The following is a 12,502-nucleotide window of genomic DNA, read 5'->3' as shown; positions in this document are numbered from 1 at the left end:
TAGTGCGCGGCCCCGATGCCTCGGTCGGCCGTTCATCGCGCGGGAGGGCGGAGCGGATGCCGCTGCGTTCACCCGGCGGCTCGACTCGGCTCCGCTCGCCGCGCGGGTGCGAAGCGGAAGGCACGCCGCCGTGCGGGCTCCGGCAACGGCAGCACGCGGTCGAGCGCATACTCGCGAAGCGCCGCACGAAGCGGGCTTCGCGGCGCGGCATCGCGGAGCGTGCGAGCCGTGAGGATGGCGGCGTCGGCCGCTCGGCCGTCGTGCGGGAGCAGCGTGACGTCGATGATGCCGGCGAAGCGGCGGAGCGTCTGGCGCACCTGCGCGTGGGTATCGATGCCGAGCACGCTGGTGCGCACCCGGTTCGCCATGACGTCGATGCGCTCGGGCTCGACGAGGTCGACGAGCTCGCCGTGTCCTCGGAGGAGCCGGGGAAGACCGACCGGGTCGGCGAGGCCAACGGCCACCACCCGATCGGCCGAGGCGAGCGCCGAGAACGTCGCCGCGTTCCGGCGCGGAGCGAACTGGTCGCTCGTCAGTTCCTCGTCGCGCTCGAGGCTGAAGCCCGTGTCGATCACGACGTACTCCGCCCAGCCGCGGATCACCTCGAGCGTCGCGCTCACCCGCTCCGTCGAGAGCTCGGGCCAGCGGCTCGGGCCGACGAGCCCCGTGAACACGTCGAACGAGGCGCGCGGCGCTGAATAGCGCTGGGCGATGCGCTCGAGTTCGGCGCGATCCAGCGCACCACCGCCGGCGAGTCGGCACGCGGAGGCGAATCCGGGTGCTTCGTCGAGGAGGCCAAGCAGGGGTGCGATCGTGCCGCCGTATGGGTCGGCGTCGACGAGTGCGACGGAGTGGCCGGCTGCCGCGATCTCGGCCGCCAGGTTCACCGCGACCGTCGTGCGGCCGGGTGCTCCGGCCGGTCCCCAGACGGCGATGACGGATGCCGCGCGCGGAGCTCGCGGCGAGCTGTCACCGACCCGCGAGGGCACGGCCACTCCGCCGCTCACCAACGGCTCGATCTCGGTCCAGCCGGCGGAGCGGTCGAGCACCTCGTGCAGGCCGAGCTGTGCCGCGTGCGCGCGTTCGGCGTCTCCGGCAGCAAGGGCGACGAGGCGGATGCCGCGCTCATCGCATCCGGCGAGGAGTTCCGCGCTCAGGGTGTCGCGGCCGGCGCCCACGAGCACCACCTCGGGTGCGAGCACGTCGAGGCTCCCGAGGACGTCGCGCCACCCGATCAACCGGGCGACGATGGCATGCCCATGCTCGATGACGTCGGCGAGCAGTCGGTCCTCGGTGGCCGGGTCGAGTGCGATGGCGAGGCGCGCCATCAGTCGGCGCCCACGCGAGCCGGGACGAGGTCGATCACGTCTCCCGCCGCAAGGGCCTCGAGCAGCGCCGCCACCTTCTCGCGAGGGACGAGGAGCTCGACCGACGGGCCGCCGGCGTCCACCATGCCCTCGGGCTCCTGCACAGCCGCGATCTCGGCGTCGGCGACGAGGACGGTGGGCGGTTCGTACGTGTCGCGGTCGGCACGATGCGCCGCCCACACGTCCACCGTCGCGCCCGGTCCCAGGCTGCCCGGCAGGGCGGCCCGGCTCGACACCACGACGGTCGCGAGTCCGGCTCGGTCGACCGTGTCGACCGCGGACTCGGGGATGAGCTCACCGGCCTCGATCGTGCGCACGACCACGAGGCCGCCGTCGGGTAGGTCATCGGGCGTCAGGTATTCGCCGGCGTGCGCGCCGAGCCGCACCGATGCGACCTCGAGATCGTCGGCATCGATGCGCGTGCCGGGCGTCAACGTGTCTCGCGTTGCATACGTCGCTGCCGAATCGTCGAGACCGTCGACCAGTGCCCAGACGCCGGTCGTGGATGCCGCGATGAGGACGATGCCGATGAGCAACCTCGGGTCGAGCCGAATGGCGCCGCGGTCGGTTCGCTCGGGTCGACGCGCCATCCTGCTCCCTCCAGACGGCGCCGGGTCGCGCCGGGCTCAATCGTGACGCGAAACCGAAAGGATGCCTCGAAGTTATCCACACCCGTGATCGCCTTTCCATCCCGGGTCGATAATCGACACATGACCCCACACGGCCCTGGCGACGAGATCGGCCGGTTCCTCACCGTCGCCGACGCGGCGGAGTTGCTCGCCGTCGATGTCCAGACCGTGGACGACCTCATCCGGTCGGGCGAGCTCCCGGCCATCCGCGTGGGCAGCACCGGCCCCTGGCGGGTCGAGCGCACCCAGCTCGAGGTCTGGATCGAGGAGCAGTACGAGCAGACCCGCCGGCAGGCCCTCTGGCACCAGGGCGAGTTCGCGAGCATCCTCGAGCTGTCGGGCGCCAGGTCGGGCCGGCTCCGCCCGGTCGACTGAGCCGGGCACGTCTCACCCGAAGTCGAGGGCACGCCTCACCCGAAGTCGACGGCACGCCTCACCCGAAGTCGACCACGAGCACTCGTTCGAGTGGGATGATCCGGTAGCCACGCACCTCTCGGTCGCGGCGAGGCACGCCGGGTTCGTGGAGCGCGAGGTCGACATGGTCGCGGGCCACGCGATCGAGCGTTCCATGCAGACGGCCGTCTTCCGTGGTGACATGCACCGGCATCCGGCGTCGGCACAGGTCGCGCAGCACGAAGGTGAGCCCGATGCGCTCGGCGAGGCGGGTGGAGGGCTCGACCGCCGGCAGGAGGCTCGTCTCGAGCTGCGCGGGCGTGGGGAGGAGCGCGGCGATCGCGGCGAGCGGCACGATGCACTGACCTCGACCTCTCCCCGCCCCGTGGACCGTAGCGCTCATCCAGTCGCGCCCGAAGGAGAGCGGCCTGAGCTCGAGCATGCGACCGCCACGGAGCTCCACGCGGACGATGTCGGTGGGGTCCTCCCCTGCCGCGGCGGCCATGGCTGCGAGACGATCGCGCAGCACGAGCCGACCCAGCCGAAGCCGTTCCTCCTCGAGCGCCAGCGCGCGCTCCTCGTCGCGCTGCTCCTGGTCCAGCTGCGATTCGAGGTCGTCGAACAGCAGATCCCAGCGCATGCGGGCACGTTACCCCGGGTCTCCACACCGGGAGTTCGTTGTCCACAGGTGACGAATTTCCTTGACACCGTTCCGGCCCCCTGAATACCGTTCACTCAGGGATCGCCCGAACGTCCCCCGATCGGGGGTGATCCCGTCGTCGGCCGAACAGCCGTCGCTCACCCCTCATGGAGCACAGATGACCGCACGCCCTGCTCTTGCACGCCCGATCGCGCGAGGTTCCAGCCTGCAGTACCTCGACGACGAAGACGACTACTTCGGCCGACAGCCTGCACGCCGCAGCGAGCTGCCCGACCCCGAGCCGCTGCTGCGCAACCTCACGCATTGCGTCATCGAAGTCCTCGCAGGGGCCCGCGATCTCGACCAGCTGGCGCGCTGGGTGACCGACGACGTCTACCGCAACCTGTCGAAGCGCGTCGTGCTCGCGGCCCGGGCACGACGGGTGAAGGGGCAGGCGCCGCGTCGGCCTGCGTTCACGATCGGCCACGTCCTGACCTGCGAGCCGGCCGACGGCATCCTCGAGGCGGTCGTCATGGTCCACCAGCGGCCGAGGTCTCGAGCCGTCGCGATCCGCCTCGAGGGGTTCGACCAGCGCTGGCGCGCGAGCGCGATCAGCGTGCTCTGACCCGCGGCGAAGCCCCCGACCACGCCGCAGAGACGGCACTCGAGGGCTCAGCGGGCGTGTGGCCCCTGCCTGAGCTCCTCGAATGCGTCGTCAGCGGCCTTTGCGCTCCTGTGCCCGGCGCTCCGCCCGGTTCTGCGGTGCCGGTTGCACCGCGCCGCCGTCCGTGCGCTGTCCGAAGGCCCCGCGCGACGGCTCGGCCTGGGGCGCCGCTGCCGGCGCCTGGGCCTGCGCGACGGCGCGTCGTGCGCGTTCGGTTGCGGCCTGCTGCACCTGGCCGCGCTGGTTGCGCACCTCGACGCCGCCGGAATCACTCGGCGCGGAGTAGCTGAGTCGATCGTCGGGAGCAGCCTGACGCCCGAGCCCCTTCGCCTCGATCGTGGCCCCGGCTCCGGCTTGCGGAGCGACCTCGACCTCGAGGTTGAAGAGGAACCCGATGGTCTCTTCGCGAATCGATCCCATCATCTGCTGGAACATCGCGTAGCCCTCGCGCTGGTACTCGACCAGCGGGTCGCGCTGGGCCATGGCGCGAAGGCCGATGCCGTCCTTCAGGTAGTCCATCTCATAGAGGTGGTCGCGCCAGCGACGGTCGATGACCGAGAGCACCACCCGGCGCTCGAGTTCGCGCATCGCCGGGCTTCCGAGCTGCTGCTCGCGGCGCTGGTAGGCGAGCCTCGCGTCGGAGAGGATCTCGCGGCGGATGAAGTCACGGTTCACGCGACCCTTCTCGCCGGCCTCGGCCACCACCTCGTCGATCGTGATGCCGATCGGGTAGAGCGTCTTCAGCTCGGTCCACAGGGCGTCGAAGTCCCACTCGTCGGGGCTGCCCTCAGCCGTGTGCGCGTCGAGCACCTCGTCGACGACGTTCTCGAGGAACGTCTGCGTGCGCTCGTGCAGGTCGTCGCCCTGGAGGATGTGGCGGCGGTCGCTGTAGATCGCCTCGCGCTGACGGTTGAGGACGTCATCGTACTTCAGCACGTTCTTGCGGATCTCGGCGTTGCGCGCCTCGACCTGCGACTGCGCCGAGCGGATGGCACGAGTGACGACCTTCGACTCGATGGCCACGTCGTCGGGAACCCCGCGGGACATGATGCTCTCGGCGGCGCCGGCATTGAACAGGCGCATGAGGTCGTCGGTGAGCGACAGGTAGAACCGGCTCTCACCCGGGTCTCCCTGACGTCCGGAGCGACCGCGCAGCTGGTTGTCGATCCGACGGGACTCATGCCGTTCGGTGCCGAGCACGTACAGCCCGCCCGCGGAAAGGACCTTCTCGGCCTCGGAGGCGGTCTCGGCCTTGGTCTGCTCGAACACCGCGTCCCACGCCGCTTCGTACTCCTCGGGCGTGTCGACCGGGCTGAGGCCGCGCTCGTGCATCCGCTGCACCGCGATGAACTCGGCATTGCCGCCCAGCATGATGTCGGTGCCTCGACCGGCCATGTTCGTCGCGACGGTGACCGCGCCATGACGGCCGGCCTGCGCGACGATCGCCGCCTCACGGGCGTGGTTCTTGGCGTTCAGCACCTCGTGCCGCACGCCCTTCTTGGCGAGGAGACGTGAGAGGTACTCGCTCTTCTCGACGCTCGTCGTGCCGACGAGCACGGGCTGGCCCTTGCGATGGCGCTCCACGATGTCCTCGACGACCTGGGCGAACTTCGACTCCTCGTTCTTGTACACGAGGTCGGCCTGGTCGATGCGGATCATCGGCTTGTTCGTCGGGATGGCGACGACGCCGAGCTTGTACGTCGACATGAACTCGGCGGCCTCGGTCTCCGCCGTGCCCGTCATGCCCGAGAGCTTGTCGTAGAGGCGGAAGTAGTTCTGCAGCGTGACGGTCGCGAGGGTCTGGTTCTCGGCCTTGACCTGCACGCCCTCCTTCGCCTCGATGGCCTGGTGGATGCCCTCGTTGTAGCGACGGCCCACGAGGATTCGGCCGGTGTGCTCGTCGACGATGAGCACCTCGCCATTCATGACGACGTAGTCCTTGTCGCGCTTGAAGAGGGCCTTCGCCTTGATCGAGTTGTTGAGGAAGGAGATGAGCGGGGTGTTCGCCGCCTCGTAGAGGTTCTCGATGCCGAGGTAGTCCTCGACCTTCTCGATGCCGGGTTCGAGCACGCCGACGGTGCGCTTCTTCTCGTCGACCTCGTAGTCCTCGCCGGGCACGAGCCGCTTGGCGAGGCCCGCGAACTCGGTGAACCAGCGGTTCGCCTCGCCCGAGGCCGGGCCCGAGATGATGAGCGGGGTGCGAGCCTCGTCGATGAGGATCGAGTCGACCTCGTCGACGATGGCGAAGTTGTGTCCGCGCTGCACCATGTCGGAGGACTGCCATGCCATGTTGTCGCGCAGGTAGTCGAAGCCGAACTCGTTGTTCGTGCCGTAGGTGATGTCGGCGGCGTACTGCTCCCGGCGCACGGCCGGGGTCTGGCCGGCAACGATGCATCCGGTGGTCATGCCGAGGGCACGGAAGACGCGACCCATGAGCTCCGACTGGTAGCTGGCAAGGAAGTCGTTGACCGTGACGATGTGCACGCCTCGGCTGGTGAGGGCGTTGAGGTAGGCCGCCGTCGTCGCGACGAGGGTCTTGCCCTCGCCGGTCTTCATCTCGGCGATGTTGCCGAGATGGAGCGCGGCCCCACCCATGAGCTGCACGTCGAAGTGCCGGAGGCCAAGCGTACGACGGCTCGCCTCGCGCACCGCGGCGAATGCCTCGGGCAGCAGGTCGTCGAGCGACTCACCGTTCCCGTAGCGCTCGCGGAGCTCCACGGTCTCGTGCTTCAGCTCCTCGTCGCTGAGGGCGTGGAAGTCGTCTTCGAGGGCGTTCACCGCCGCGGCGTAGTTCTCCAGTCGCCTGAGGGTTCGGCCCTCGCCGACGCGGAGGACCTTTTCCAGAATCGAAGCCACGAATGTTCTCCTGTAGTCGTCGGGCGCCACGTCCCTTGGGTGGTACGTCCTCGGTGGAACGCCCGGGCACACCCGGTACCGCCGTGCAGACGGTCATCATAGCCATGCTAGCGGCCAGCAGGCTGGGCAGGGGCGGCGAGAAGACTGGGTGGAACCGGCATGCCGGTGGGCACGGACCGACGTCCGTGCCCACCGGTGAACCGAGCGGATGCCGCGGCGTCAGGCCGTGACGCGCTCGAGTCGCGGCTCCGAGGGGCCGGACTCCGCGTCGGTCTGCTCGTCGAGGCCGATGAGGCCGTAATCCCATCCCTTGCGTCGGTACACGACGCTCGGCCGGCCGGTCTCGGAATCCACGAAGAGGTAGAAGTCATGTCCGACGAGCTCCATGTAGTAGAGCGCGTCGTCGACGGTCATCGGGTTCGAGGCGAACACCTTGCGGCGGATGACCACGGGGCAGTAGTCATCCTCCTCCTCGGCCGCGGGCTGCTGCTCCTCGATGACCGGGATGCTGCCGGTGCGCACCCGCTCGATCACCTCGGGGGCTGCGGCCTGGACCCCCACCTCGTTGAATCCGAGGTCGGTCGCCTCGCGCAGCGAGGTGGGGCGGCGCTGGCCGCGGTGGACCTTGCGACGATCCTTCGCACGGCGGATGCGCTCGAGCATCCGCCCGAGGGCCACGTCGAACGCGGCGTACTTGTCGGTTCCGTCGGCCTCGGCCCGCACCACGGGGCCCTTTCCGACGAGCGTGAGCTCGACGCGATCGAGGCCGTTGTTGTTCCCGTTCTTCTCATTGTGACGGGTGACTTTCACGTCGAGGGAGATGGCTCGTTCGGCGAGCGTGGCGATCTTCTCCGACTTCTCGGCCGCGTAGGCGCGGAATCGGTCGGTGACCCCCAGGTTGCGTCCGACGATGTTCAATTCCATGACGACCTCCATCTACCGGCGTGTCACCCGGGTCTGGAAGGGTGGATCGACCACGCCTGTCCTGCCACCGTAGCCCCCCGGTCGGGCAATGTCACGGAGAGTTTCCCGTGAGCTTCACGTCCGGCGTCGAGCCCCGCAACGGGGTCTCCGCAAGCACGGCGATCGCGGCGACGGAGCCGCCTGCCGCCGTCACGGCCCGTCGTGCCTCGGCGAGCGTCGAGCCCGTCGTGAGCACGTCGTCGACGAGCAGGAACCGCCGTCCGACGAGCGGCCGCCGCGCCTCGAGCGCACCATCGACGTTCGCCCGGCGGGCGGCCGCCGTGAGCTCGGCCTGGTCCTCGTGCGCCCGTGTGAACTGCAGCACCTTCGACGAGCGGATGCCGCAGCGCGCGAGCAGCAGCTCGACGGGAGCGTAGCCGCGCGCACGCATGGCGGCCGCCGTGGACGGCACGGTGCAGACCTCGATCGTGCCGGGCGGGAGGGGGTCACCGAGCGACGCCGCAATGGCCGCACGGAGGGCTCGAGCGAGCGTCGGCGCGGCATCCGTTCGCCCGCCGTCCTTATACGCGCCGATCGCGCCCGCGACCTCACCCCCGTACCGGAGTGCCGCCCACGCCCCGAGACCAGGCCGATCGACGAGGTACGGGCTGCCGAGGAGGCGCGGGCGGCAGCTGTCGCACACCGACCGGTCGGCTGTCCCGCAGCCGACGCAGGTCACCGGCAGCACCACGCCGAGTGCATCCGCGATGGCGCGCCGCACGGCACGGCCGCCGGCGCGGAGGGTGTCGGACCTCGTCATTCCGCCAGCGTGGCGCACCACGCCCGACGAAGGCGGGGGGTTCCGTCGGTTCGTGGGCCGGTGACACCGCCGGCCGCCGATGAGGACGGGTCGGGTCAGTCGGACTCCTGCGACGCGATGAAGCGGATGCCGGTCGCACGCACCTGCCAGCCGACGCCGCTGCGCACGACGAGCTCGCCGTTGGCGGTGAGCGCCCGCAGGTCGTTGTTCCCGCCGTCGATCGCCACGGCTCCCGCGGGTCCGTCGAACCGGCGCGCGAAGCCGCCGAGCTCCTGCGTGACGATCCGCGTCGTGCCGTCGGCGAGTCGGGTGAGCGACGCGACGGTGCTCGCGTCGAGCCAGGCGACGTCGAGCGGAGTGCCATCGAGGTCGTCGAGGCGCAGCGTGACGGGGCTCAGACCGATGGGCTTCCCGTCGGCATCGCGTTGGATCGACGCCGCGACGAAGTTCGTGCGCAGGCCATCGGCGAGCAGGGCGAGGATGCGGGTGGAGTCGCGCGACACCTCGATCGCCGCGATGGCCGTGCCGGTCCACGGTGCGTCGACCTGCGCGGAGGCTCCATCGGGGGCGTACCACGCGAGCTGGTCGGGCGCGTCGGCCGGAACCGACCAGACGATTCCCTCGCCGTCGATCGCCGGTGTCACGGGGTTCGCTCGCGGATCGAGCACGACCGGGTCCTCGTCGACACGCAGGAGCGACACGCCGTTGGACGTTCGGATGGCCGCCGACTCCCCGGCGGGGCCGAGGGCCGCACCGCTCGGCGCCAGCGCCGCGACCTGTTCGCTGAGCCCGGGAACGGGCTCGATGCCCTCGCCGGAGGTCGCGAGGTGGCCGAACGTCTCACCGTCGAACACGACGGTGCGGGGGTCGACTCGGGGGTTCGACTCGGGCCGCGGGTCGGTGAGGTCGGGAGCGTCGGCGTCGGCGCCGTTCAGTGCCAGGTCGACCTGCTCGATGGTGCGCACGCCGACGAGGCTCTCGTCGAGCTGTGCCTGGATCCGCTGCGCGGTTCGCAGGTCGCCGAGCCCCGCCCCCGCGAGCGAGACGCTCGCCGTGTCGCCTGCGACCGTCACGGCCGCCGGGGTGAGCTGCACCCCCTCGGGGAACGCCGACACGACGCCCGGCGCGAGCCACTCCGCCGGACCGGCGATGAGCGACTGCACCACGCTCGTCTGTGCCGACTCGCGTCCGGCGAACCATCGCACGTCGGGTACCAGGTAGCGGTAACTCGGGTCGAAGAAGTACAGGGTGTACGAGCGGAACACGCCGGTGAAGCTCACCTCGTCGATGACGATGCCGGGTGGCGCGGCCGAGATGCGCCACTCGCCGTCGACCTGCTCGAATCGGTACTCGAGCGAGATCGGCGTGCGCGATTCGGGCTCCTCGTACTGCCCGTTGCTGCCGAGGGATGCGGCCGGCGTCACTTCGAGGCGGAGCATCGTCTCGTCGACCGTCTCGACGTCCCGCTCGCCGAGCACGTCGATGGTCGCCGCCGCATCGGCCTCCCACTCGTCGGCGAATTCGGGAGTGAGATACTCGCGCGCCACCTCGTACCTCCCGCGCGGGCTCTGCGCCGCGGCGATGAAGCCGTCGAGGATGTCCGCCTGCGTGGCACCGTCCGCCGGGCCCTGCACGAGGATGTCGAGGTCGACCGGGTCGGCGGGCGCCGGCTCGCCCCGTTGCACCCCGCCCGAGTCGGGAATGGACGCGCACCCGGTGAGCACGACGCACACGAGCGCCACGGATGCCGCCACCACGCGCCTACGCATCGCGCACCCCCTCGGAGTCGGTCTCGTGGTCGATCTCGACGACCGTCTCGGGCTCGACGGAGCCCATCGACTCCGTGGGCGGCGGCCCCTCGGCGCCGGCGTCCTCGGGCTCGAGCGGGAGGGGCGAGACGAGCGTCGCGACATCCGCCGACCTCGGAAGCGTCAGCCGGAACACGGTGCCCTCACCGGGCCGCGACCAGACGTCGAGCGTGCCGCCATGCGCGACGGCGTCCTCGAGCGAGATCGCGAGGCCGAGTCCGGTGCCGCCGATCGTGCGGGTCCGGCTCGGATCGGCGCGCCAGAACCGGTCGAACACCCGGGCCGCATCCTCCTCGGTCATCCCCATCCCGTAGTCGCGCACCGAGAGCGCGATCGCCGACTCGTTGCTGTCGACGGACACCACGATCGGGCGACCCTCGCCGTGCTCGATGGCGTTGCCCAACAGGTTGCGCACGACCCGCCGGATGCGGCGCGGGTCGACCTCCGCCTCGAGGTGACCGCCCGGGGCGACCAGCCGGAGCTCGCTCCCCCGGTCGCGCGCGAGCTCGTACATCGATTCGATGGCGTCGCCCGCGAGGTGCACGAGGTTGGTGGGCTCGGTCGCGAGGGTGACCGAGCCTGCGTCGTAGCGGCTGATCTCGAGGAGGTCGCCGAGCAGCCGCTCGAACCGATCCGTCTGCGTGTGCAGCAACTCCACGGTGCGCGAGGTCGGCGGCGGGAAGTCCTCCCGCTGCCCGTAGAGCACGTCGCCCGCGAGCCGGATGGTCGTGAGGGGGGTGCGGAGCTCGTGCGAGACGTCGGACACGAAGCGCTGCTGCACGACCGAGAGCTCGGCCAGTTCGCGGATGCGCGCCTGCAGGCTGTCGGCCATGCCGTTGAACGACGCCGCGAGCGTCGCGAGCTCGTCCTCGCCGCGCACGGGCATGCGCACCCCGAGATCCCCGGCGGCCAGCCGACGACTCGTGGCCGCGGTGGTGCGGATCGGCTCGATCACCCAGCGCACGACGATGAGCGTGATGGCGCTGAGCAGGGCGAGGAGCGCGGCCGCGCCCACGATGCCCGTGAGTTGCATGAACGAGAGCGTCTGCTCGGCCTCGGTGAGGTCGTAGCCGATGTAGAGCTCGTAGCGGCCCGCGGCCGGCACGTCGAGCGTGCTGCCGACGATGATGCCGGGCACGGTGTCGTCGTCGGGGTCGGGCAGGGCGACCGACTGCCAGTACTGCCCGTCGGGGTCGCCCTGCACCTGGTCGCGCAGGTCGTCGGTGATGATGGCCCCGCTCAGGCTGGGGCTCCGCCGGCCGGGTGGTGCATTGGGGTTGGCTGGGGCATCCGGGTGGCGGAAGATCGCGAAGTCGGTGCTCCCCGAGACGCTCGAGATGGTGCCGATCACCGAGTTCATGAGCAGCTGCAGCGAACCGGGATCGGACGCGTCGGAGGACTCGACGAGGCCCTGCGCGGCGGCCGTGGCGTTGTTCGAGGCCTCCAGCACGCGCTCGCGCTGGTCCTGGAAGAGGTTCGACGCGATGCTCAACGAGATGTAGAGACCGATCAGCAGAATGGCGAGCCCCGACAGTCCCAGGGTGATGATGACCGTGCGGAACTGCAGCGACCGGCGCCAGAGCGTCGCGAGACGACGCGGGAGCTCACGCCACGAGCCGGCGAAGGGAGAGGGGGCGTCGGCGGCCTGAGACATCCGCTGGCCTACGTCGTCGCGCCGGCCCGGTAGCCGACGCCGCGCACGGTCATCACGATGCGCGGATTGTCGGGGTCGTACTCGACCTTCGCGCGGAGCCGCTGCACGTGCACGTTCACGAGCCGGGTGTCGGCCTTGTAGTGGTAGCCCCACACCTGCTCGAGCAGCATCTCTCGCGTGAACACCTGCTGCGGCTTCGACGCGAGGGTGAGCAGCAGGTCGAATTCGAGGGGCGTGAGGTTGATGCGCTCGTCGCCGCGGCGAACCTCATGGCCGGCGGCGTCGATGGTGAGGTCGCCGATCGCGAGGGTCTCGACGACGGGGTCGGGCGCCGGCCGCAGTCGGGTGCGGATGCGCGCGACGAGCTCCTTCGGGTTGAACGGCTTCACCATGTAGTCGTCGGCGCCCGACTCGAGGCCCTTCACGACGTCGGCGGTGTCGTTCTTCGCGGTGAGCATGATGATCGGGGTGCCGGACTCCGCGCGGATGCGCCCGCAGATCTCGATTCCGTCCATGCCGGGGAGCATGAGGTCGAGCAGCACGAGGTCGGGCCGCGTGTCGCGGAATGCGGCGAGCGCGCTCGTGCCGTCGGTGCAGAACGTCGGATCGAAGCCCTCGGTGCGCAGCACGATGCCGATCATCTCGGCGAGGGCCGTGTCGTCGTCGACGACGAGTACGCGTGGAGTCATCCGTTCATTCCTGTCGACGCCGCGGGCGCGCGGCCGAAATCAGTATGCCAAGCGTAGTCGGTCATGCCGGGAGGGCGGT

At 70.5% G+C, this 12,502-nt stretch carries 11 protein-coding genes; 2 read left to right on the top strand and 9 right to left on the bottom strand.

Translation table 11 applies throughout. The features are described 5' to 3' along the window. Window positions 1-68 precede the first annotated feature (68 nt). Together AB0K73_RS11570 and AB0K73_RS11565 are read right to left on the bottom strand one after the other, a co-directional pair. On the bottom strand, window positions 69-1,328 hold the full coding sequence (locus AB0K73_RS11570; protein WP_360512406.1) for a P-loop NTPase: 1,260 nt from the start codon (window positions 1,326-1,328) through the stop codon (window positions 69-71). Further along, window positions 1,328-1,957: an SAF domain-containing protein gene (locus AB0K73_RS11565; RefSeq protein ID WP_360512408.1), complete on the bottom strand. Its 630-nt coding sequence runs from the start codon at window positions 1,955-1,957 to the stop codon at window positions 1,328-1,330. Before AB0K73_RS11565 ends, AB0K73_RS11570 begins: the two co-directional genes overlap by 1 nt. 120 nt (window positions 1,958-2,077) lie before the next feature. Here AB0K73_RS11565 and AB0K73_RS11560 point away from each other — a divergent pair, with 120 nt between their 5' ends. Continuing rightward, window positions 2,078-2,371, top strand: a complete 294-nt coding sequence (locus AB0K73_RS11560) for a helix-turn-helix domain-containing protein (RefSeq protein ID WP_360512410.1) — start codon at window positions 2,078-2,080, stop codon at window positions 2,369-2,371. A gap of 58 nt (window positions 2,372-2,429) precedes the next feature. Here AB0K73_RS11560 and AB0K73_RS11555 read toward each other — a convergent pair whose 3' ends face one another. Then, window positions 2,430-3,029: a hypothetical protein gene (locus AB0K73_RS11555; RefSeq protein ID WP_360512412.1), complete on the bottom strand. Its 600-nt coding sequence runs from the start codon at window positions 3,027-3,029 to the stop codon at window positions 2,430-2,432. A 178-nt stretch (window positions 3,030-3,207) separates the two neighbouring features. Here AB0K73_RS11555 and AB0K73_RS11550 point away from each other — a divergent pair, with 178 nt between their 5' ends. Then, complete coding sequence (locus AB0K73_RS11550) at window positions 3,208-3,654, top strand: Rv3235 family protein (RefSeq protein WP_360512414.1); 447 nt, start codon at window positions 3,208-3,210, stop codon at window positions 3,652-3,654. Between the two features lie 90 nt (window positions 3,655-3,744). On the opposite strand, the gene secA is transcribed toward AB0K73_RS11550, so the two are convergent. The 6 genes from secA to mtrA all read right to left on the bottom strand — a co-directional run bounded on the left by secA (window position 3,745) and on the right by mtrA (window position 12,423). Next, a complete protein-coding gene (gene secA / locus AB0K73_RS11545; protein WP_360512416.1) occupies window positions 3,745-6,549 on the bottom strand; it encodes a preprotein translocase subunit SecA in 2,805 nt (934 codons plus the stop codon). Window positions 6,550-6,768: 219 nt separating this feature from the next. Continuing rightward, window positions 6,769-7,473, bottom strand: coding sequence for a ribosome-associated translation inhibitor RaiA (gene raiA, locus AB0K73_RS11540; RefSeq protein WP_360512418.1), 705 nt, complete (start codon window positions 7,471-7,473; stop codon window positions 6,769-6,771). 91 nt (window positions 7,474-7,564) lie between these two features. Continuing rightward, window positions 7,565-8,272 carry a phosphoribosyltransferase family protein gene (locus tag AB0K73_RS11535; protein WP_360512420.1) on the bottom strand — a complete coding sequence of 236 codons (708 nt, stop codon included), beginning with the start codon at window positions 8,270-8,272 and terminating at the stop codon, window positions 7,565-7,567. Window positions 8,273-8,367: 95 nt separating this feature from the next. Beyond that, window positions 8,368-10,041 carry a GerMN domain-containing protein gene (locus AB0K73_RS11530; protein WP_360512422.1) on the bottom strand — a complete coding sequence of 558 codons (1,674 nt, stop codon included), beginning with the start codon at window positions 10,039-10,041 and terminating at the stop codon, window positions 8,368-8,370. Next, a complete protein-coding gene (gene mtrB / locus AB0K73_RS11525) occupies window positions 10,034-11,734 on the bottom strand; it encodes an MtrAB system histidine kinase MtrB (protein WP_360512424.1) in 1,701 nt (566 codons plus the stop codon). The genes AB0K73_RS11530 and mtrB overlap by 8 nt, the downstream gene beginning before the upstream one ends. An 8-nt stretch (window positions 11,735-11,742) precedes the next feature. Next, a complete protein-coding gene (gene mtrA, locus AB0K73_RS11520; protein ID WP_360512426.1) occupies window positions 11,743-12,423 on the bottom strand; it encodes an MtrAB system response regulator MtrA in 681 nt (226 codons plus the stop codon). Window positions 12,424-12,502 lie beyond the last annotated feature (79 nt).

This window comes from Agromyces sp. NPDC052230 (genome assembly GCF_040679595.1).
In the GTDB taxonomy this organism is placed as follows: Bacteria; Actinomycetota; Actinomycetes; order Actinomycetales; family Microbacteriaceae; genus Agromyces.
This window is presented reverse-complemented; position numbering and strand designations above follow the sequence as displayed.

Coding starts and splice junctions, on each gene's coding strand:
- AB0K73_RS11570 (WP_360512406.1), bottom strand. CDS start 1,328: ATGGCGCGCCTCGCCATCGCACTCGACCCGGCCACCGAGGACCGACTG.
- AB0K73_RS11565 (WP_360512408.1), bottom strand. CDS start 1,957: ATGGCGCGTCGACCCGAGCGAACCGACCGCGGCGCCATTCGGCTCGAC.
- AB0K73_RS11560 (WP_360512410.1), top strand. CDS start 2,078: ATGACCCCACACGGCCCTGGCGACGAGATCGGCCGGTTCCTCACCGTC.
- AB0K73_RS11555 (WP_360512412.1), bottom strand. CDS start 3,029: ATGCGCTGGGATCTGCTGTTCGACGACCTCGAATCGCAGCTGGACCAG.
- AB0K73_RS11550 (WP_360512414.1), top strand. CDS start 3,208: ATGACCGCACGCCCTGCTCTTGCACGCCCGATCGCGCGAGGTTCCAGC.
- raiA (WP_360512418.1), bottom strand. CDS start 7,473: ATGGAATTGAACATCGTCGGACGCAACCTGGGGGTCACCGACCGATTC.
- AB0K73_RS11535 (WP_360512420.1), bottom strand. CDS start 8,272: ATGACGAGGTCCGACACCCTCCGCGCCGGCGGCCGTGCCGTGCGGCGC.
- AB0K73_RS11530 (WP_360512422.1), bottom strand. CDS start 10,041: ATGCGTAGGCGCGTGGTGGCGGCATCCGTGGCGCTCGTGTGCGTCGTG.
- mtrB (WP_360512424.1), bottom strand. CDS start 11,734: ATGTCTCAGGCCGCCGACGCCCCCTCTCCCTTCGCCGGCTCGTGGCGT.
- mtrA (WP_360512426.1), bottom strand. CDS start 12,423: ATGACTCCACGCGTACTCGTCGTCGACGACGACACGGCCCTCGCCGAG.